This window comes from Aeromicrobium chenweiae (assembly GCF_003065605.1).
GTDB classification, from domain to species: Bacteria; Actinomycetota; Actinomycetes; order Propionibacteriales; family Nocardioidaceae; genus Aeromicrobium; species Aeromicrobium chenweiae.
This window is the reverse complement of the sequence record NZ_CP026952.1, coordinates 215,619-233,595: the sequence shown is the minus strand read 5'-3', so window position 1 is coordinate 233,595 and position 17,977 is coordinate 215,619. Positions and strand designations below refer to the sequence as shown.

Below are 17,977 nucleotides of genomic sequence, written 5' to 3'. Positions count from 1 at the left end.
GCCGGGCACGACGTGCTCAATCAGCGCGTGACGGTGCCGCGTCGTCGGCGTCTGCGGATCGCCGCCCCGCGCCTCGTCGCAGCAGCCCGCGCTCGCCGAACGGCCCGGCCTGCACCCCCCGACGGCCCCACCACGTCCACCAGCACATCGACCACGTGACCAGGGCGAAGCCGAACAGGAAGTCCTCGACCGGTGCATGACCCACGCGCCACCCGAGGATCGCATCCGGGTCGTACCGGAACACCCCGCGCGAGGTCAGCCACTCGTTGGTCAGCAGCTGGAAGAACAGCACGATCGCGTACGACACCCAGAAGACCCGCCTGGTCAGCAAGCGGGTGCGCAGGACCCACAGGTCCAGCACGATCGTCGCGAGCACCGCGAGCAGGGACACCTCGGTGTGCGTCACCGGCCGTCCGCCTCCGGCTCGTCGCCCACGGTCCAGCCACGCACCGACCGCACGGCCTCGAGGGTCAGCACCGACGCGACCGGGACCACGAAGAAGAACGCCAGCTCCTCGAGCGGCAGGTCGCCGATCGTGACGCCCAAGGTCTGGGACAGGTCGAACGACCAATGACCCGCCCGGGTCGCGAGCACGTCCCAGAGGATGAACGGCGGCGCGACGCAGAGCAGGACGAGGGCGAGCCGGCGGGGCCGGGCGTACACGCGCGTGCGCAGGACGAGCTCCAGCGGGAGCGTCGCGGCCAGGACGAACAGCAGCATCCCGGCGTACGTCCAGGACTCCATCGGCAGACCTCCTGCGGTTGGCTCGTGGGGCTTCCAGTGTCCCGGCGATGGGAGCCTGCCGCGAGCCGAGTGCGGACGCACTGGGCGCGGGCCGGGGGCGTCGACGGCATGCGTGCGCGGTCGGCGTGCGGGAAGATGGACAGGTGACGGCGGCGGAGCGGGCTGGTGGGACGTCCGGGATCGCGACCGAGGCCCTCGAGACCCTGCGATCTGCCGGACGCACGATCGCGCGCCGCGACGTGTCGGTCTCGGCCGCCCAGCTCACCTACTTCGCCAGCATCGCTATCGTGCCCTGGCTGCTGCTCGCGTGCTGGTCGACGACCTGGTTCACCGACACGTCCGAGGCCGAGCGACGCCTGCTCGACCTGCGGTCCCTGGTGCCACCGGACATGGGCGCCCGGGGCCCGTTCGCGACGCTCGTGACGGCCGGCACCGGCCTGGGGGTGGGCGGTGCGCTCGTCACGGTGCTCCCGGCCAGCTTCTACGGCGAGGGCATCCGCCGGGGCTGCCTGTCCCTGCTGCCCGCGCACGACAGGTTGACCGGCTGGCAGGCCCGGCTCTGGATGCTGCCGCTCCTGGTGCTGGTCGCCCCGCTGTCGATCGCGGTCATCCGCCTCTCCTCGGGACCGCTCGACCTGGCCGGGCGCGAGGGCCTGGGCGCACGCCTGCTGCTGATCGTCGTCGAGTTCACGATCACCTGGCTCGCGCTCACCGCACCGCTGACCTGGGTGTTCCGCCAGGTCGCGCCCGGCCACCTGCGCTGGACGTCGGCGGGGATCGGCGCGCTCGCCACCGCCGCGTTCCTGGCCGGCTTCCTGCAGGGCTTCCTGCTGTTCCTGTCGATCCCGATCGACCTGGGCGTCCCGTTCGGCGGGCTCGACGTCGTCGGCGGGGTCGTCGCTGTCGGGTTCTGGCTGTTCCTGCTGCACCTGGTCCTCCTCGTGGGCTGGGTCCTCACCGTCGAGCTGGACGACCGGCTGCGCGCCGCGCGGGAGGGCAAGCGGTGAGCGAGGTCGCGGTGCTGCACGTGTGGGGCACCCGATCGGTGCCCTCGGCGCTCTGGCGCATGGGCCGCGACCGGGTCGGCCTGCGCAGCACGCCGGGCCTGCGCTTCGCCAAGCTGCTGGGGACCGGCTCGGGCGAGACGTTCACGCTGCGCGACGCCGACCCGCACCACTGGGCCACGCTGACCGTGTGGGACGACGACGCATCCGCCCGCGCGTTCGACTCCGGACGCCTCGTCGGGGCCTGGGACTCCCTCGCGCACGAGCGCCTGCGGGTCGTGATGTCCCCGCTGTCGTCGCGCGGCTCGTGGTCGGGGGCCGAGCCCTTCACCGCCGAGCCCTTCACCGCCGAGCCCTCCACCGTCGAGCCGGCCGAGCGGCACGCCGGCCCGGTCGCCGCGATCACGCGGGCCCGCCTGCGCGTGCGCCGCGCGGCCACGTTCTGGCGGGCCGTCCCGCCGGTCTCGAGCGACCTGCAGGGGTCTCCGGGCCTGCGGATGTCGCTCGGCATCGGCGAGGCACCCATCGGCCTGCAGGGGACGTTCAGCCTCTGGGAGTCCTCCGACGCCCTGGTGGACTTCGCCTATCGTCGCGCGCCGCACCGCGAGGTGGTCCGCCGCACCGCGTCGGCCGGTTGGTACGCCGAGGAGCTCTTCGCCCGGTTCGCGCTCCGCGAGGTCGAGGGCACCTACCGGGGGACGGCACCGTGACCCCGTCCCTCCCCGTGGTCCACCGCACGGGCACGCCGCCGGTCGTGCTGCTCGCGTGGGCGCTCGGCGCGGCCGCGATCCTCACGCAGATGGTCTTCCCGTTCACCGACGGCGGCAGCAACCGGCTGACGATCCTGAGCGTCGTGCTGCTGTCTGCCGCCGCACTGGTCCACGTGACGGCCACCCGCGGTCCCACGTCGGCGCTCGGGCTGCTGCTCGTCGCCGGCGGTGGCGGGCTGGTCGCGGAGGCCGTCGGCGTGCACACCGGGATCCCGTTCGGCTCGTACGACTACACGGGCACCCTCGGTCCCGAGGTGCTGGGCGTGCCGGCCGTGGTCCCGCTGGCGTGGCTGATGATGGCGTACCCCGCCCTGCTGGCGGCACGGCGGCTCGCCGGGTCGTACCGTCCCCTCGTCCCGGTGCTCGCCGGATGGGCCCTGACCACGTGGGACGTCTTCCTCGACCCGCAGATGGTGGACGCCGGGCACTGGCGCTGGGACCACCCCACCCCGTCCCTGCCGGGCGTGGAGGACATCCCGCTGACGAACTTCGCCGGCTGGCTCGTCGTCGCCGTGGTCATGTGCACCGTTCTGGACCGGGTTGTCGCCCGCACACCGCGTGCTGCCACGGACGGTGACCTGCTGCCGCTGACCGTGTTCCTGTGGACGTACGCGTCGTCCGTGCTCGCCCACGCGCTGTTCTTCGGCCGGCCGCCGGTGGCGCTGGTCGGCGGTCTGCTCATGGGGACCGTCGCGATCCCGCTCGCCGTCCAGCTGGTGCGCCGTCACCGGCGCGAGGGCGGCTCGTGAGGTCCGGACCCGTCGTGCGCGCCGGGACAGTCCTGTCCCTCGCGTCGCTCGGGCTGGTGGTGCGCAACCTGCGGACGCTGCGTGTGCCCGACACCGACGGCCCGCCGGCCGAGGAGCACGTGGCCGTCCTGCTGCCCGTGCGGGACGAGGAGGCGGCCGTCCTCGCCTGCCTGCGCAGCATCCTGCGCTCAGCCGACCGGTGCGCCGGGACGGTCGACGTCCTCGTGCTCGACGACGGCTCGACCGACGGCACCGCGGACCTGGTGCGGTCCGTCGCCGCCACCGATCCGCGCGTCACTCTCCTTGCCGGCGCTCCCCTGCCCGTCGGCTGGCTCGGCAAGCCGTGGGCCTGCCAGCAGCTGGCGGAGGCGGCACCACCGACAGCCGGCGTCCTGCTGTTCGTGGACGCCGACGTCACCGTGGCCGCGTCGTGCCTGTCCGCGACCGTCGGCCTCCTGCGCGCGGCAGACCTCGACCTGGTCTGCCCCTACCCGCGCCAGCTCGCCCTGACCTGGTCCGAGCGCCTGGTCCAGCCGTTGCTGCAGTGGTCGTGGATGAGCACCCTGCCCCTGCGCCTCGCCGAGCGCTCGTCCCGACCGTCTCTCGGGGCCGCCAACGGACAGCTGCTGTGCGTCGACGCCGCCGCGTACCGCCGCGCGGGCGGGCACGCCGCCGTGCGCCACGAGGTGCTGGAGGACATCGCGCTCCTGCGCGCGGTCAAGGGATCCGGCGGACGGGGCGTCGTGGCCGACGGCAGCGCCGTCGCGACGTGCCGCATGTACGACGGCTGGCCCGGGCTGCGTGACGGCTACGCCAAGTCGCTCTGGTCGGCCTTCGGCTCGCCTGCCGGCGCGACCGCCGTCTCGGGCGTGCTGGGGCTGGCGTACGTCGTGCCACCCGCGGCCGCCCTCCGGGGGTCGCGCACCGGCCTGCTGGGCTACCTCGCGGCGGTCGCCGGCCGGGCGCTCGTGGCCCGGCGCACCCGCGGCCGGCTCGTCCCGGACGTGTGGCTCCATCCGTTCTCGGTCCTGCTCCTCGACGGGCTGCTGGTCGACTCGTTCCGCCGCCGGGCCCGCGGCGAGCTGCGGTGGAAGGGCCGCCCGGTCGGCGGGGACGCCGGATGAGCCGCGTCGTCGTCGTCGGTGCCGGCCTCGGTGGTCTCGCGGCCGCGGCGCGCCTCGCCGCGGCCGGGCACGACGTGACCGTCGTGGAGCAGTCCGACGCGATCGGCGGCAAGCTCGGCACGTTCCGGCGCGACGGTTTCACGTTCGACACCGGACCCTCGCTGCTGACGATGCCGTACGTGCTGGAGGACCTGTTCGCCGCGACCGGCGATCCCCTCGCGTCGGTGCTGCCGCTGCAGCCGCTCGAGACCGCGTGCCGCTACCGCTTCCCCGACGGCACCGTGCTCGACATGCCCGGCGACGCCGGCGCGATCGGTCCGGCGCTCGACACCGCCCTCGGCCCCGGTCGCGGCGCCCAGTGGTCGACGTTCCTGGACCGGGCGGAGCGCATCTGGGACGCGACGCACGAGCCGTTCCTGGAGTCGCCGATCACGCTCCGCGACATGGCCCGGCTGTCCCGCCGGCTCACCGACGTCCGCGACGTCGCCCCGTGGCAGACGCTGCGCGGGCTCGGCGCGTCGTACCTGCACGACCCTCGCCTGCGCCAGCTGCTCGACCGCTACGCGACCTACACCGGTTCGGACCCGCGACGCGCGCCCGCCGCGCTGGCGACCGTCCCGTACGTGGAGCAGGCGCACGGGTCCTGGCACGTGCCCGGCGGGCTGCACCGGATCGCCGAGACCGTCCGCGACCGTGCCGTCGAGCGGGGCGCCACCGTGCGGCTGTCCACGGAGGTCGTCGAGGTGGTGACCGCTGCGGGCCGGGCCTGCGGCGTACGGCTCGCGGACGGCGAGCTGCTGGCCGCGGACGTGGTGGTGGCCGGGGTCGACGCGGCCCAGCTGTACGGCCGGCTGGTTCCCCCCGATCCCCGCGCGTGGCGGACCGCGGCCCGCCTCGACCGCAGCCGCTCGCTGTCCGGGTTCGTCCTGCTGCTGGCGACGGACGCGCTGCTGTACGAGCACCGCCACCACCAGGTACTGTTCACCGACGACTACGACGCCGAGTTCGACGGTGTGCTCGGCCCTCGCGGCCGGCGCCGCCCGGTCGAGGCCCCCACGGTCTACGTCTCGTCGCCGGGCGATCCGGCGATGGCACCGGACGGTGCCGAGGGACTGTTCGTGCTGGTCAACGCCGCACCCCACGACCCACGGGGCGGGGTCGACTGGGACGAGCCCGGGCTCGCCGACGAGTACGCCGAGCACGTGCTCGACACGATGGCCCGGCGCGGCTTCGACGTCCGGCCGCACCTTCGCTGGCGCGAGGTGCGCACCCCGGCGGACCTGGGCCGGGCCACCCTGACCGGGGGCGGTGCCATCTACGGCTCCTCGTCGAACGGACCCCGGTCGGCGTTCCTGCGACCGGCCAACCGGTCGCCGGTCCCCGGGCTGTTCCTGGTCGGCGGATCGGCCCATCCCGGCGGCGGGCTGCCGCTGGTGATGCTCTCGGCCGAGATCGTCAGCGGTCTCGTGGGGCCTTCCTGACCCCGAGGCTGCGCCGCACCACCAGCGCCAGGTGAACGGTCGACCACGCCGCCAGCACGGCGGCGACGACCGCGCCCACGCCCGCCAGCACCTCGACGGCACCGTCCGGGAGGTCGACGGCGTCCTGGACGATCCGCACGAGACCGCACAGCACGCCGACGGTCATCACGACGATGATCCGCGACGGCCTCTCCCAGACGGTGATCACACCGACCCCGACCATCCCGCCGCCCCGCGCGGACGAGCGCAGCGACTCCAGCAGCAGGGTCAGGGCACCTGCCGCGAGGCACGCCCACGCCGGCGCCCCGAGCACCCACAGGGCGGACAGCAGGAGCAGGTCCGAGATCCGGTCGACGAGCTCGTCCAGCACGGCACCCCAGGCGGTGTCGGTGCCGTTCATGCGCGCCACCGCCCCGTCCATCCCGTCCAGCAGGCCGGCGGCGACGGCCAGGACGGCCGCAGCGATCGGCCACGCCCCCGGGGCTCCGGCGACCAGTGGCACGAGGGCGGAGGCGATCAGCCCGGCCGCCGTGATGAGGCTCGGCGGGACGCGCCGCGCGGCCAGCGGGCGGGCAAGACGGTGCACGAGTGCGAGCCAGCCGCTGATCCACCGCGAGGCGTCCGGGTCGACGCCCCCGTGCGCGGCCGACCAACGGTCCCGGGCGAGCCGTCCGGCCGGGTCGGGATCCGGGTCGACCGGCATGTCAGACCGTGACGGCGGGAGGGAGACGAGACGGGTCGGCGGCGGGCCACTCGCCGGGGAGCGGGCCCAGCGCGTCAAGGCCCTCGACCTGCATCCGGCACCAGGACGACACCTCGCGCCGCCCGGACAGGACGTCCTGCGAGAACTTTGTCCACGGCTCCCACACGGCGTCGCCGACCTCGGCGGGATCCAGCGTCATCCGACCGGCGGCCCGGGCGGTGAACACGGGGCACATCTCGTTCTCGCGGATGCCGTTCATGTGCGCGGTGTAGCGGAACTCCGGCAGGACCAGTCGGACCTGCTCGACCGAGAGCCCCAGCTCCTGCTGGACGCGTCGTCGCACGGCGGCGCGCATCGACTCCTCGGGCGCGGGGTGCCCGCACGCGCTGTTGGTCCAGACGCCCGGGAACGTCGTCTTGTCCAGCGCGCGGCGGGTCACCAGCAGCTGGTCGTCGGCGTCGAACACGTAGCAGGAGAACGCCAGGTGCAGCGGTGTCGTCCCGTGGTGGACGCCGGTCTTCGGGGCCACGCCGATGCCGTGCCCCGACTCGTCCAGCAGCACGACGTTCTCGACCGTTCCCATGCGGTCAACCGTACCGACGCACCGGTCGTCCTGCCCGTCGGAAACGGCGTCTCAGAACCCCGCACGCGGGTACAGGGGGCACGAGCAGCACGACGTCCCAGAAGGGAAGCCCGCCGGTCCGATGCCCCCCGCCTCCCTGAGTGATGCCGGTGCGGACTCCACCGTGCGTCTCGTGTCGCTCAACATCGCGTCAGGACGCACGGGCGACGGGACGGTCTCGCTCGCCCGCACCGGGCACGACCTCGCCCAGCTGGCGCCCGACGTCGTGGCCGTGCAGGAGGTCGACCGGCTGCTCGACCGCTCCGGGCGGGCCGACCAGGCCGCCGAGCTGGCGGCGGCCTGCCGAGCGCCGGGACAACCTGCCTGGTCCGCGTTGTTCGCCGCCGCCGTGCACGGATCGCCCGGGCCCGGCGCCGGGTCGCGCCCGGCTCCGGCGACGCTCGGGGCCGAGCCCTCGTACGGCGTCGGGCTGCTGACCCACCTGCCGGTCCTCGCGACCCACGAGCTGCGGATGGCGGCGGCCCGGGGACGACTGCCGATCGCGCTGCCGCCCGGCACGCGTCCTCGCGTCTGGTTCATGCCGGACGAGCAGCGCGTCGCCCTGGCGGCCGTGCTCGACGGACCTCGCGGCCCCCTGACCGTCGTGAGCACCCACCTGTCGTTCGCGCCGCCGCGCGCGGCCCGGCAGCTGCGGCAGATCCGGCACTGGGCGCAGGACCTGCCACGTCCCCTCGTCCTGCTCGGCGACCTCAACCTGGTCGGCTCCTGGCCCGCGCGGCTGACCAGGTGGCGGCCGATGGTCAAGGGGCGCACGTTCCCGGCGTCCGGCCCGCGCGCCCAGCTCGACCACGTCCTCGCCGACGGGCCGGTGCGCCCCGCGGGCCGGGCGGACGTCGTCGAGGTGGGCGCGGGTGACCACCTCGGGCTCGTCGTCGACGTGATGCCGTTCCGCGGGTGACGGCGAGGGCGAGCGTCAGGTTCCCGGCGGACGCCACCGTGACACCACTACTGTCAGCGTCATGACTGACTTTGACGCCGACGTGGTCGTGGTGGGCAGCGGCTTCGGCGGCGCGGTGGCAGCGCTGCGACTCACCGAGGCCGGCCACCGGGTCGTCGTCCTCGAACGAGGTCAAAGACTCAGCGACGCCGACCTGCTGCGCGCCCGCAAGGACCCTCGCGCGTACCTCTGGCAGCCCGGCGCGGGCCTGCGTGGCTTCTTCTGGCAGCGCATCTTCAAGGACGTCGGCATCATCGGCGCCAACGGCGTCGGCGGCGGCTCGATCGTCTGGGCCGGCGTGCTGCTCGAGCCCGGGGACGCGTTCTACCGCGACCCCGCGTGGGCCCACCTCGCCGATGACTGGCGCAGCGAGCTGGCTCCGCACTACGCGCGCGCCGCCCGCATGCTGGGCCGGGTGACGAACGCCCACCTCGGCCCGATGGACGAGCACCTGCGCACCGCGGCCCGCGCCGTGGGCGCCGAGCACACGTTCGGGCCGGTGCCGCTCGCGATCCACTTCGGCACCGAGGGGGTGACCGAGCCGGACCCGTTCTTCGGCGGAGAGGGCCCCGAACGCACCGGCTGCCGGCTCTGCGGCGAGTGTCTCCTGGGCTGCCCGTACGGCGCGAAGAACCAGCTGACCCGCAACTACCTGCACCTCGCCGAGCGCTACGGTGCGCAGATCCGCGCCGAGCACGAGGTCACCGCGATCACGCCGCTGCCCGGCGGCTACGAGCTCACGGTCGGCCACCCGTGGCGGCGCGACGTGGTCCGCGAGCCCATCCGCGCACAGCGTGTCGTGCTGGCCGGCGGCGTGCTGGGCAGCCTGGACCTGCTGTTCCGCTGCCGCGACGAGCTCGGCACCCTGCCCCACGTCTCGCGCCAGCTCGGCCGGCACGTGCGCACCAACAGCGAGGCCCTGACCGCCGTGCAGCAGCCGCCGGGGCAGGACCTGTCCCACGGACCCACGATCACGACCGACTTCCACCCGGACGCGGACACGCACGTCACGCAGAACCGGTACGTCGGCGGGTGGCACATGCGCTTCCAGATCGGCCCCATCGTGGACGGGCACCGACCGGGGCGACGCGCGCTGCGCACCGTCGGCGCGATCCTGGCGCACCCGCTGCGGCAGCTGCGCGCGATGGGCGCCCGGCGGTTCGAGCAGCGCCTCACGGTGCTCACGGTCATGCAGCGGCTCGACAACGAGCTGTCGTTCGAGCTGCGCCGCTCGCCGTTCCGCCCGTGGCGCCGGGTCCTGCGGTCCCGGTCCGTCACCGGCCGCGAGGCCCCCAGCTTCCTGCCGGTCGCCAACGAGGTCACCCGCGCGTACGCGGAGGCGTCCGGCGGCACGCCCTTCAACCTCCTCGGCGAGACCCTGGGCGGCCTGTCCGTGACCGCGCACATCCTGGGCGGTGCGGTCATGGGCTCGGACGCCGCCGAGGGCGTGGTGGACGTCCGGCACGAGGTGTTCGGCCACCCGGGGCTCTACGTCGCGGACGCCAGCACGATCCCGGCCAACCTCGGCGTCAACCCCTCACTGACGATCACCGCCATGGCGGAGCGGTTCGCGGCCGGGTTCCCCGCGGCTCCCGCGGGGCGGACGCGGCGGGTGCCGGTCGACGCCACGGCGGCGGGGAGCGCGTCATGACCATCCACGACGAGTCGCTCCGTGACCTCCGCCGCGGCTGGGGCTCGCTGGCCGATCCGCGGCTGACGGACCTGACCGGCACCTTCGAGGCGTCGTACGTCGGTGCCCCGCTGCGCACGATCGCTCCCCGCGGCCTGGCCATCGTCGGGCTCCCGCGCTGGTTCGGCAAGCGGTTCATCGCCTCCGGCATCGACCCGGCCAGGCTCGACGGGGTGAACCTGCTGCGCTCCGGGGGCGGCCTGACCGAGACGCTCCCCATGACCGCGGCCCTCGGCCCCTCCCTCGCGGACGGCCGGCCGGCGCTCCTGGTCACCTACCCGCGGGACGCGCCCCGTCCGTGGCGCTGGGTGCGTGACGAGTTCCGGCCGTGGGACGACCACACGCTGCTGGGCATGACGTTCGTCGACCTGGCCGGCCTGCGGCGGGCGCCGGGCACGCCGTTCGTCCTCAGTCGCTCGGTCGGCCGCTGACGGCCGGCTCACCAGCGGTTGTGGACGCCCTCGACCGTTTCACCCCGGCGCGGTGCTTCTGCCACCGTATGAGGCGGAATTCGGGCCCATACGGTGGCGCATCCACCGCGCCCCCGCGATCGGGCGGCGGCGTCAGGACCGCACTGAGTCCGGTTGGGGCTCGTGCGCATGCCCGGTGTCGCGGTCGAAGGCGATCATCACGCCGAACGCCACCACGACGACGGCCCAGCCGACCACCGCGTCGACGAGCCAGTGGTTGCCGGTGCCGATGATCACCACGGTCATCATCGCCGCGTACGCCACGCCGAGACCCTGGATGATGCGGGGCAGGCCGGCGCGGATCAGCACGATCGCGACCCACAGCGCCCACCCGGCGTGCAGGGACGGGAACGCCGCGAGCTCGTTGGTGATGTCGCCCATGCCCTTGGGCGCCGAGCCGTTCTGGCTCCACCAGCCGATACCCGAGTTCATGCTCAGGATGTCGTGGTAGCCACCGCCCACGAGGCGCGGCGGGGCGGTCGGCATCAGCAGGTAGCAGGTCAGCCCCATCAGGGACGCCAGCACGATCGCCCGACGGGCCGTCACGTACTGCGACTTGTTGCGGCGATAGAGCCAGATCAGCACGGCCAGCGTGACGAAGTAGTGGGTCGTGGCGTACCAGTAGCTGCTGGCGATGCCGATCCACTCGTGCTTGAAGAACAGGTCGTTGAGCCACGACTCGATGTCGATGCGCCACGACTTCTCGAACGTCAGGATGTCGAGGGCACGGCCACGGGCCGGCGCGAAGGCGGTCGAGGCGAACGTGCGCGTGATGACGTAGCCGACGTAGAGGACGCCGATCAGCGCGACCTCGAAGCCTGCGCGGCTGGCGGCGCGGAGGAGGCCTGACGAACGACTGCCGGTCTCCACCGGCATGGTTCGTGCTGATGACTGCGTCATCGCGCCTCCTGCGGTCCGTCCGGGCTCTGAACCCAGGAAGGCGCCCAGGCGCGCCTTCTGTTGTCGATCCTGTTGCACCCCGACATGAGGGACAACCAGTGGAATCCCTGATCTGTTCCTCAGGGCCACCCATATTCTCGTCAAGATCTGACGATAAAGCCAGCCAGCGACGTTTCCGGAGCAGGTTCTTCACGAGTTCCCAGGCGTTCCGGAGCGGCTGGTCGCGCGGGATCTCGGTCCCGGGTGCCGTGATCAGCGCAGGCTACCGTCGATGGGGCTTTGCTCTGTCTACACTGGCGGGATGATCTTCAGGAGGGTGGGCGACGGACGCCCGTACCCGGACCACGGGCTCTCACAGAACGCGTGGGCCGAGATCTCCCCCTCCCAGGTGCGCCTGGACGACCTGACCACCACGAAGACCCAGCTCGACCTCGAGCACCTGCTGGACGACGACTCGACCTACTTCGGCGACCTGTTCGCGCACGTCGTGAGCTGGCGGGGCGAGCTCTACCTGGAGGACGGCCTCCACCGCGCCCTGCGCGCCGCGCTCCAACAGCGCAACATGCTCCACGCCCGCGTCCACTCGATCGGCAAGAACGTATGACCAAGACCCTCACGATGATGGCCGCGGCCATCGTCTTCCTCGCCGGCACGATCGTCGGCGTCCGCCTCCTCATCTCGGGCACCGAGGCATCGGGGGCGACCGAGTCGACCTGCCGGTCCTCGGTCGTCAAGAAGGGGGCAGCGCTCAACAGCAACGTCGTCCGGGTGAACGTCTTCAACGCCTCGGTGCGCTCGGGCCTCGCGAACCGCGTGACGATCAACCTGCAGGCCAACGGCTTCCTCGGCGGCAGGATCGGCAACAGCACGAGCAAGACGAAGCCTCGACGGGTGGCGATCCTGACCGCGGACAGGAAGGACCCGCGCGTCCGGCTCGTGGCGTCCCAGTTCCGCGACAAGGTCAGCTACGCCACACCGGACATCGACGTGCCGAGCGGCGTGACGGTCGTGATCGGCAACAAGTTCTCCGGCCTGAAGGACAACGCGCGCACGTCGATCAAGACCAACCGCGACGTCGCGGTGTGCATCCCCATCGTGCCGCTGCCCTGACCCGGGCGACCCGGCCCGTCAGGCGTCGCGGCCCCAGCCGGCGAGCCGGCCGTTGCGCCCGACGTCCCGCAGCCGGTCCTCGGTCTGCTCGCGGACCGAGCGCTCGGCGACGATGAGCAGGTCGTCACGGACCGCGATGCGGTCGGTGCGGTGCGGGACGAACGTCTTGTCGTCGCGGACGACCAGCGTGACCGAGGCGCCCACCGGCAGCCGGAGCTCACCGATCTCGACGCCGGCGAGCCTGGATCCCTTCGGCACCCTGATCTGCAGCAGATCGGCCGACACCCGCTCCAGAGGTGCGGCCTCGACCTCGACGTCGCGGGCGGCGTCGGTCAGCACACCGCACGCGGCCGCCAGCCTCGCCAACGGCGCCGCCTGCAGGAGCGTGTAGATGACGACCGCGACGAACACAGTGTTGAACAGGTCGCGCGCACCCGCGACCCCTGCCGAGAGCGGGATCGTCGCCAGGACGATGGGCACCGCGCCGCGCAGCCCGGCCCACCCCACGAACAGCTGCTCGCGGGCGCTGCGGCCGAACCACACGGCGCACGCCATCACCGTCAGGGGCCGGGCGATGAACGTCAGGATCGCGCCGATGAGCAGCCCGTGCCAGACGTGCCACCACTGGAGCTCGTCGGGGCTGGCGAGCAGGCCCAGCATGACGAACAGGCCGATCTGCGCCAGCCAGCCGATGCCCTCGATGAACGAGCGGGTGGCCATGCGGTGGGGCAGCTCGGCGTTGCCGAGGATCAGCGCGGCGATGTAGACCGCGGCGAACCCGCTCGCGTGGATCGCCGCCGCGGAGCCGTACGCCAGCACGGTGAAGGCGATGACCACGAGTGGGTAGAGGCCGGACGCCGGCAGGGCCACCCGGCGCAGGAGCCACGCGCCGAACCAGCCGATCGCGATGCCGATGATGGCGCCCACGACGAGCTCGAAGACCACCAACCCGATGAGATAGCCGATGCCCTTGTCCGCCACCTCGCCGGCGCTGATCGCGACGACCAGCACCACGATCGGGGCGTCGTTGAGGCCCGACTCGGCCTCGAGCGTGCCATTGACGGACGACTTCAGCGGCACCGTGCGCAGCACCGAGAAGACGGCGGCGGCGTCGGTCGGGGTCAGCACAGCAGCGAGGAGGACCGCGAGCTCCCAGTCCAGGTCGAGCAGGGTGTGCGCGCCGGCGGCGACCACGATGACGCTGATCGCCGAGCCCAGGGTCGCGAGCAGCAGGCCGTACCCGAGATTGGGCCGGACGTGCTCCCACTTCGTCGTCAGACCGCCCTCGGCGAGGATCAGCACGAGACCGCCGAATCCCAGGGCGTGGGCGAGGTCCGCGTCGGCGAACTCGATGCCGAGGCCCGAGCTGCCCAGCAGCAGACCGAGCGCGAGGTAGACCAGCAGGGACGGCAGGCCGACCATGACCGACAGTCGAACCGCGAGGACGGCGAGAATCAGGACACCGGCCCCGACCAGCAGGTAGCTGTCGAGGTCATGCACGTCCACGAAAGTGCTCCTCCCATGGACTCGACGGACTCCGATTCTACCGGTGATCGACGACCGCCCTGACCGCGCACCATGGCCGGTTCAGGTGGCGGGAGCACGGAGCGTCGGCTGGGATGGCACCGTGGACCGCCGGAGCATGCTCGCCCTCCTGGGCGGCTCCGTGCTCGCCGCCTGCTCGTCGCCCGACGAGAGGAGACAACCTGACAGAGGAAGACGCGTGGAGAAGATCTCGTACGGCCCGGATCCGCAGCAGCACGCGGAGCTCTCCAGACCGTCCGGAGCGGCCAAGGGAGTCGTCGTCGTGATCCACGGCGGGTTCTGGAAGGCGCAGTACGACCTCGCGCTCGGACGCCCTCTTGCCGCGTCCCTGGTCGCGGAGGGTTGGGCGGCGTACAACGTGGAGTACCGGCGTGTCGGCAGCGGCGGGGGCTGGCCGACCACGTTCGACGACGTCGCGGCGGCGCTCGACGCGCTGGCCGGCGTCGACGGCCTGGACACGGCCAAGGTCATCACCCTCGGTCACTCCGCGGGCGGCCACCTCGCGGTGTGGGCGGCCGGGCGGTCGAAGCTCGCGGGCTCGGACTGGGCCGATCCCGTCGTGCCGGTGACCGCTGCGGTCTCCCAGGCCGGCGTGCTCGACCTCGCGGCGGCGATCCACGCCGACCTGGGGTCCGGCGCCGTGCAGCAGATGATGGGCGGGACGGTCGACGAGCGGTACGCGCTGGCGGACCCCACGCGGGTCGTCCCCGTCGACGTGCCGGTGCGATGCGTCCATGGCAGGTCCGACGACGTCGTCCCGCTGAGCCAGTCCGTCGAGTACGTCGAGCGGGCCACCGCGGCAGGCGGGGACGCGGCCGTCGTCGAGGTCGAGGGCGACCACTTCGTGGTCATCGATCCGGCATCTGCTGCCTGGGCTCGCACCCTGGAGCTCCTCGAGCAGCTCTGAACCACCGCCACCAACGGAACGGACGCACCGACCAGCGTGTGGTCGATGCGCCCGTGATCCGGGATGAGCTCAGTGCTTGAAGGCGTCCTTCACCTTTTCGCCGGCATTCTTGAGATCGGCCTTGGCCTGATCTCCCTTGCCCTGACGCTCAAGTTCCTTGTCGTCGGTGGCTCCGCCCACGGCTTCCTTCGCCTTGCCCTTGGCGTCGTCGCCTGCGTTGCTGACCTTGTCTCCGAGACCCATGAGGGACTCCTTTCGTCGACTACCTGCGATGTACCCGCCCTTGCGGGACTGAATCGCACCAATTTGCGAGAAGATCCCTCAGGGCAGTGCCTCGTGGTGCCGGCGGCCCGCCGTGCGGCGGTCCTCCTTCATCTCGGCCTCGAACAGGTGCCGCTTGCCGTCGGCCAGCTCCTCGCGGGCCTTCCGCTCGTGGTCGCGGAACGCGGCGTAGTAGTTGTCGTCGTAGTCCTCGACGACCTGGAACGACCACCGCCCCTCGATGATGTTGCGCCCCACCAGGTCGGCCTCGACGCGGTCGGCGATCTCGTCGTGGCCGGCCGAGCGCAGCAGGTCGACCGCGTCCCCGAGCATGAGGTCGGCGGTCCCGCACCGGCGGTGGAACGCGTAGAGGTGCCCGCGCGCCTCCTCGACGGCCTCGAGGGCCTCGCTCAGCTTCCCGAGCGCCTCGACGGTGGCGTCGTCGACGCCGTCGGGACGGATGTGTGCATCGTCAGGTCCATCGCTCATCCACGCACCGTACGTCCGGGCGGCGCGACCGGCACCTCATGCGCGCTGCCGGGCCGCCTTGGCCGCGTACATCCGGCCCGCCGCGACTCAGAAGATGGCCTCCGTGACCACGCGGGCCATCCGCTCGATCGCCTCGGTGAGGATCTCCGGGGAGGTCGCGTAGTTCAGCCGCACGTGCCCTGCGCCACCGGGACCGAAGGTCGGTCCCGGGTTGAGCGCGACCCGTCCCTGCTCGAGGAACGCGGCGGCCGGGTCGTCCCCCAGGCCGAGCTCACGGCAGTCCAGCCAGGCGAGGTACGTTCCCGGGTTGGCCGACCAGGTCGCGGCCGGGAGGTGCTTGTCCAGCAGGCGGGCCAGCAGCGCCCGGTTCTCGGCGAGGTCCGACTGGAGGGCGTCGAGCCACGGGACGCCTTCGCGCAGGGCGACCGTGTGCGCGAGCATGCCGAGGTGGCTCGGCCCGTGCGACACCACCTCAGGGATGCGGGCCAGGTCCGCGGCCGAGCGCTCGCCCGCGATCATCACCGCGGCCTTCAGCCCCGCGAGGTTCCATGCCTTCGAGGCGGAGGTCACCACGAAAGCGTCCTCCGTGCCGTCGACGCTCAGGTAGGGGACGAATCCTTCCGGGACGAGCGGTCCGTGGATCTCGTCGACCACGACCCGCACGTCGTACGTCGACGCCAGCGCGGCCACCGCGGCCAACTCGTCCGCGGTGTGCACGACCGCGGTCGGGTTGTGCGGATTGCACAGCAGGTACGTGACGGACCGGCCCTGCGCCCCGGCGCGGATGAACGCGGCCTCGAGCGCGTCCAGGTCGAGCCGGCCGTCCTCGCCGAGCGGTGCGTCCACGCGCTCACGCTCGGCGTGCTCGACGTACCCGAAGAACGGCGGGTACACGGGCGGGTTGACCACGACCGGGTCCCCGGGCGCCGAGACGAGGCGGATGGCCTCGACCAGGCCCGTCATGACGTCGGCGGCGTAGGCCGTGTGGGTCGAGTCGAGGCCCTCCCAGCTCCAGCGGCGGGCCGCGAAGTCCGCGAACGCCTCGGCGTACGCGTTGCCGTGCGGGTAGCCCGTGTCGCTGTCCGCGATCGCCGCGGTCAACGCGTCGGCGACGGGTGCGGCGATCCGGACGTCCATCTCCGCGACCCAGAGCGGCAGCACGTCGTCGGGGTGCTCGCGCCACTTGATGCTGGTGCGACGGCGTAGATCGGTCAGGGAGAGCTCGCGGAGGGGGTGCGTCGAGGACATGTGCCCATCATCGAGGAAAAGGTGACCCTCGTCCTGTTGCGCCCTGCGGTTTCAGGTGTCACTCTGAGTTACAAGCACCCAGTGAACACTTGTGCACCGAATTGAGGAGCCCATGACCTCAGCGCCCATCGAGCGGACGTCAGTGCTGCGACGGATCCGGCAGGCCGGCAAGGCCCTGACCACGCCGCTGTCCCCCGACGACTACCTCGCCCTGGTCAATCCGCTGTGGTCCCAGCGCGAGCTGCGCGGCCGGGTGGAGAAGGTCGTGCCGGAGACGGAGAACGCCGCGACCCTCGTCATCCGGCCCGGTTGGGGCTGGCGCTTCGACCACTCGCCGGGCCAGTACATCGGCATCGGCGTCGAGATCGACGGCCGCTTCCACTGGCGGTCGTACTCGCTCTCCTCCGCTCCCCTGGTCGAGGGCAAGACCGTCAGCATCACCGTGAAGGCGATGCCGGAGGGATTCTTGTCCGACCACCTCGTCAACGGCCTCGAGCCGGGGACCATCGTGCGACTGGCCTCCCCACAGGGTGACTTCGTCGTGCCGGACCCGCCGCCGGACAGGATGCTCTTCCTCGTCGGCGGCAGCGGCATCACGCCCGTCATGTCCATCCTGCGCACCCTGGACCGGCGCGGGACCCTCGACGACGTCGTGCTGATCTACTCGGCACGCTTCGAGGAGGACATGATGTTCCTGCAGGAGCTGCGGGAGCTGTCCGGGCGGCACGAGGGCTTCACGTTCCACGAGCGCTTCACCGACGTGGACGGCATCCTCGCCCCCGAGCAGCTCGACGACGTCTGCCACGACTGGATGGACCGCGAGACCTGGGCGTGCGGTCCCGCGCCGATGCTCGACGCGTTCACCGACCACTTCCAGCGCCTGGGTCGCGAGGATCACCTGCACGTCGAGCGCTTCACCCTCGCCACCGCAGGCACCGAGGGCGCCGGCGGCAGCGTGACGTTCGGCGACGGCGGTCCCACGGTCGAGGTCGACGGCGCCACGACGTTGCTCGAGGCCGGCGAGGAGGCCGGCGTCAACATGCTGTTCGGCTGCCGCATGGGCATCTGCCACACCTGCGACGTGCCGCTGGCCGCCGGCCGGGTGCGCGACCTGCGCAGCGGCGACGAGCACGGCGAGCCCAACGAGTACATCCAGACCTGCATCTCGGTCGCCGTCGGCGACTGCACGCTCGCTCTCTAGA

Annotated in this window: 21 protein-coding genes; 12 read left to right on the top strand and 9 right to left on the bottom strand. The window is 72.6% G+C overall.

All coding sequences use genetic code 11. From position 1 onward, the window contains the following. Positions 1-16: 16 nt before the first annotated feature. Together C3E78_RS18545 and C3E78_RS01125 are read right to left on the bottom strand one after the other, a co-directional pair. Positions 17-406, bottom strand: a complete 390-nt coding sequence (locus C3E78_RS18545; RefSeq protein ID WP_108576584.1) for a lycopene cyclase domain-containing protein — start codon at positions 404-406, stop codon at positions 17-19. Then, positions 403-744, bottom strand: coding sequence for a lycopene cyclase domain-containing protein (locus C3E78_RS01125; RefSeq protein ID WP_108576583.1), 342 nt, complete (start codon positions 742-744; stop codon positions 403-405). Before C3E78_RS01125 ends, C3E78_RS18545 begins: the two co-directional genes overlap by 4 nt. A 143-nt stretch (positions 745-887) precedes the next feature. Here C3E78_RS01125 and C3E78_RS01120 point away from each other — a divergent pair, with 143 nt between their 5' ends. From C3E78_RS01120 to C3E78_RS01100, 5 genes are read left to right on the top strand one after another with little or no spacing between them, the layout of a single operon-like run. Further along, positions 888-1,751, top strand: coding sequence for a YhjD/YihY/BrkB family envelope integrity protein (locus C3E78_RS01120; RefSeq protein WP_199906897.1), 864 nt, complete (start codon positions 888-890; stop codon positions 1,749-1,751). Further along, positions 1,748-2,458 carry a monooxygenase gene (locus C3E78_RS01115; protein ID WP_108576581.1) on the top strand — a complete coding sequence of 237 codons (711 nt, stop codon included), beginning with the start codon at positions 1,748-1,750 and terminating at the stop codon, positions 2,456-2,458. The genes C3E78_RS01120 and C3E78_RS01115 overlap by 4 nt, the downstream gene beginning before the upstream one ends. Next, positions 2,455-3,267: a carotenoid biosynthesis protein gene (locus C3E78_RS01110; protein ID WP_199906896.1), complete on the top strand. Its 813-nt coding sequence runs from the start codon at positions 2,455-2,457 to the stop codon at positions 3,265-3,267. The genes C3E78_RS01115 and C3E78_RS01110 overlap by 4 nt, the downstream gene beginning before the upstream one ends. Continuing rightward, positions 3,264-4,391, top strand: coding sequence for a glycosyltransferase family 2 protein (locus C3E78_RS01105; protein WP_108576580.1), 1,128 nt, complete (start codon positions 3,264-3,266; stop codon positions 4,389-4,391). The genes C3E78_RS01110 and C3E78_RS01105 overlap by 4 nt, the downstream gene beginning before the upstream one ends. Further along, positions 4,388-5,872 (top strand): phytoene desaturase family protein, encoded by a 1,485-nt coding sequence (locus C3E78_RS01100; RefSeq protein ID WP_108576579.1) that lies wholly within the window; start codon positions 4,388-4,390, stop codon positions 5,870-5,872. The genes C3E78_RS01105 and C3E78_RS01100 overlap by 4 nt, the downstream gene beginning before the upstream one ends. Here C3E78_RS01100 and C3E78_RS01095 read toward each other — a convergent pair. Both C3E78_RS01095 and idi read right to left on the bottom strand, forming a co-directional pair. After that, positions 5,847-6,575 (bottom strand): CDP-alcohol phosphatidyltransferase family protein, encoded by a 729-nt coding sequence (locus tag C3E78_RS01095; RefSeq protein ID WP_108576578.1) that lies wholly within the window; start codon positions 6,573-6,575, stop codon positions 5,847-5,849. The two genes, C3E78_RS01100 and C3E78_RS01095, sit on opposite strands and share 26 nt — an antisense overlap. A gap of 1 nt (position 6,576) precedes the next feature. Further along, the gene (gene idi, locus C3E78_RS01090; protein WP_108576577.1) at positions 6,577-7,158 is read right to left on the bottom strand and encodes an isopentenyl-diphosphate Delta-isomerase; all 582 of its coding nucleotides are present in this window, start codon (positions 7,156-7,158) and stop codon (positions 6,577-6,579) included. Between the two features lie 172 nt (positions 7,159-7,330). On the opposite strand from idi, the gene C3E78_RS01085 reads away from it, so the two are divergent. The 3 genes from C3E78_RS01085 (at position 7,331) to C3E78_RS01075 (ending at position 10,276) form a co-directional block, all read left to right on the top strand. After that, on the top strand, positions 7,331-8,116 hold the full coding sequence (locus C3E78_RS01085) for an endonuclease/exonuclease/phosphatase family protein (protein WP_159085766.1): 786 nt from the start codon (positions 7,331-7,333) through the stop codon (positions 8,114-8,116). A gap of 61 nt (positions 8,117-8,177) precedes the next feature. Further along, positions 8,178-9,806 carry a GMC oxidoreductase gene (locus tag C3E78_RS01080; protein WP_108576576.1) on the top strand — a complete coding sequence of 543 codons (1,629 nt, stop codon included), beginning with the start codon at positions 8,178-8,180 and terminating at the stop codon, positions 9,804-9,806. After that, complete coding sequence (locus C3E78_RS01075; protein ID WP_199906895.1) at positions 9,803-10,276, top strand: hypothetical protein; 474 nt, start codon at positions 9,803-9,805, stop codon at positions 10,274-10,276. Before C3E78_RS01080 ends, C3E78_RS01075 begins: the two co-directional genes overlap by 4 nt. Positions 10,277-10,408: 132 nt before the next feature. Here C3E78_RS01075 and C3E78_RS01070 read toward each other — a convergent pair whose 3' ends face one another. Beyond that, on the bottom strand, positions 10,409-11,215 hold the full coding sequence (locus C3E78_RS01070) for a phosphatase PAP2 family protein (protein WP_108576575.1): 807 nt from the start codon (positions 11,213-11,215) through the stop codon (positions 10,409-10,411). A gap of 301 nt (positions 11,216-11,516) precedes the next feature. Between C3E78_RS01070 and C3E78_RS01065 the strand changes: the two genes are divergently transcribed. Both C3E78_RS01065 and C3E78_RS01060 read left to right on the top strand, forming a co-directional pair. After that, on the top strand, positions 11,517-11,819 hold the full coding sequence (locus C3E78_RS01065; protein ID WP_108576574.1) for a type II toxin-antitoxin system VapB family antitoxin: 303 nt from the start codon (positions 11,517-11,519) through the stop codon (positions 11,817-11,819). After that, on the top strand, positions 11,816-12,325 hold the full coding sequence (locus tag C3E78_RS01060) for a LytR C-terminal domain-containing protein (RefSeq protein ID WP_108576573.1): 510 nt from the start codon (positions 11,816-11,818) through the stop codon (positions 12,323-12,325). The genes C3E78_RS01065 and C3E78_RS01060 overlap by 4 nt, the downstream gene beginning before the upstream one ends. A gap of 18 nt (positions 12,326-12,343) precedes the next feature. On the opposite strand, the gene C3E78_RS01055 is transcribed toward C3E78_RS01060, so the two are convergent. Further along, positions 12,344-13,831, bottom strand: a complete 1,488-nt coding sequence (locus C3E78_RS01055) for a potassium/proton antiporter (protein ID WP_108576572.1) — start codon at positions 13,829-13,831, stop codon at positions 12,344-12,346. 217 nt (positions 13,832-14,048) lie between these two features. Between C3E78_RS01055 and C3E78_RS01050 the strand changes: the two genes are divergently transcribed. Then, positions 14,049-14,777 (top strand): alpha/beta hydrolase family protein, encoded by a 729-nt coding sequence (locus tag C3E78_RS01050; protein WP_199906894.1) that lies wholly within the window; start codon positions 14,049-14,051, stop codon positions 14,775-14,777. Between the two features lie 69 nt (positions 14,778-14,846). On the opposite strand, the gene C3E78_RS01045 is transcribed toward C3E78_RS01050, so the two are convergent. From C3E78_RS01045 to C3E78_RS01035, 3 genes are all read right to left on the bottom strand, one after another. Beyond that, positions 14,847-15,020, bottom strand: coding sequence for a CsbD family protein (locus C3E78_RS01045; RefSeq protein WP_108576570.1), 174 nt, complete (start codon positions 15,018-15,020; stop codon positions 14,847-14,849). Positions 15,021-15,098: 78 nt separating this feature from the next. Next, a complete protein-coding gene (locus C3E78_RS01040) occupies positions 15,099-15,527 on the bottom strand; it encodes a hypothetical protein (RefSeq protein ID WP_108576569.1) in 429 nt (142 codons plus the stop codon). Positions 15,528-15,614: 87 nt separating this feature from the next. Then, on the bottom strand, positions 15,615-16,775 hold the full coding sequence (locus tag C3E78_RS01035; RefSeq protein ID WP_108576568.1) for a MalY/PatB family protein: 1,161 nt from the start codon (positions 16,773-16,775) through the stop codon (positions 15,615-15,617). 112 nt (positions 16,776-16,887) lie between these two features. On the opposite strand from C3E78_RS01035, the gene C3E78_RS01030 reads away from it, so the two are divergent. Then, a complete protein-coding gene (locus tag C3E78_RS01030) occupies positions 16,888-17,976 on the top strand; it encodes a ferredoxin reductase (protein WP_108576567.1) in 1,089 nt (362 codons plus the stop codon). Position 17,977 lies beyond the last annotated feature (1 nt).